1 protein-coding gene is annotated in these 1216 nt (G+C 50.5%); it reads right to left on the bottom strand.

Going from position 1 to position 1216, the window contains the following annotated elements:
• Positions 1-46: 46 nt before the first annotated feature.
• Positions 47-1216 (bottom strand): hypothetical protein (locus ACQ76X_RS35935; RefSeq protein WP_438498670.1); only part of this gene is annotated, 1170 nt, incomplete at its 5' end.

Below are 1216 nucleotides of genomic sequence, written 5' to 3'. Positions count from 1 at the left end.
GCCGTCCGGTTATCACACCAGACGGCTGAAATTCATTGTACTCTCATTAAATCCCCGATGCCAGCGTAAAGGTAAACTGCGAACGATACGTCCCTACACGAAGCCCTGTCTTTGCCCCTGCTTGATACGTACTGTTCGCCCCCGCCGAAACCACCTCTACCTTATCCGGCACGCGAAGCATATAACTCATTGGAATCTGGTATTGTCCCATGCCCTCAAACTCTCCGGCTTTGGCGATCACCACCGGCTCGGCATTGAAGACATATTTCCCGTTTTGACTGAGGCTACCCGCTTGTCCGGCTAGTGTCGTTGAATCGGTAATATCTACGCTGAGTGAACTAGCTGGCATTTTTACAACCAAGTCACTCGTGCCCTTGCTATTGTCTACTACAGGATCGCTCACAAAATCGGTGATCTTCAGACTGTAGTTCCACCCCGCTCCTGTTCCCCGACTGTCTTCAATCACTGAATTCGTCACTGAATTAATGACTTGATATTGATTCGTCGTACTGATGGTTACCGTGTCCAGCAATAATCCACTAAAGTGCGAGGAAAAGCCCCCGGACAATACAGTAAACGTGACATCCTCTGACCCTATCGGACTTCCCCAGCTTGGGTCCAACGTAGGTTGTGGAGTCGCTGACGGCGTTGGTGTCACCGTAGGTGTTTCTGTTGGCGCTACCGTTGGTATCGGCGTTGGCGCTACCGTTGGTGTTGGCGTTGGCGCTACCGTTGGTGTTGGCGTTGGCGCTACCGTTGGTGTTGGCGTTGGCGCTACCGTTGGTATCGGCGTTGGCGCTACCGTTGGTATCGGTGTTGGTGCTACCGTTGGTAGCGGTGTCGGACCATTCAACGTTGCACTTGCATCTGCCAACTCTTCACCGCTTACATTTACTATTCTGACATCAATGTTATGGCTCCCCGTATTCAAGGTAACAGGTCCAGTATAAGTAGACCATGTGCCATTATCAATTCTCACTTCGATTTTCAAACCAGGATGTAAAGTTCCACTTTCGACGCTAAAGGTGCCATCTGCTTGATCGATGATCTTTGGATAGCCTGGAGTTATTGTAATTGGATCATTTAGAAGTTCCATCTCTAGCAGAGGGCTGAGTACTCCACCGTTTGCGCCCGAACGAGCCTTAAACAAAACTGTACCTGCTGTTTCCAAGGTTACAGGAGTCGTGTACGGAGACCAAGTCGTGCCACCGTCCAC

The organism is Paenibacillus sp. IHBB 3054 (assembly GCF_051594305.1).
Classification (GTDB): Bacteria; Bacillota; Bacilli; order Paenibacillales; family Paenibacillaceae; genus Paenibacillus_AQ.
This window is presented reverse-complemented; position numbering and strand designations above follow the sequence as displayed.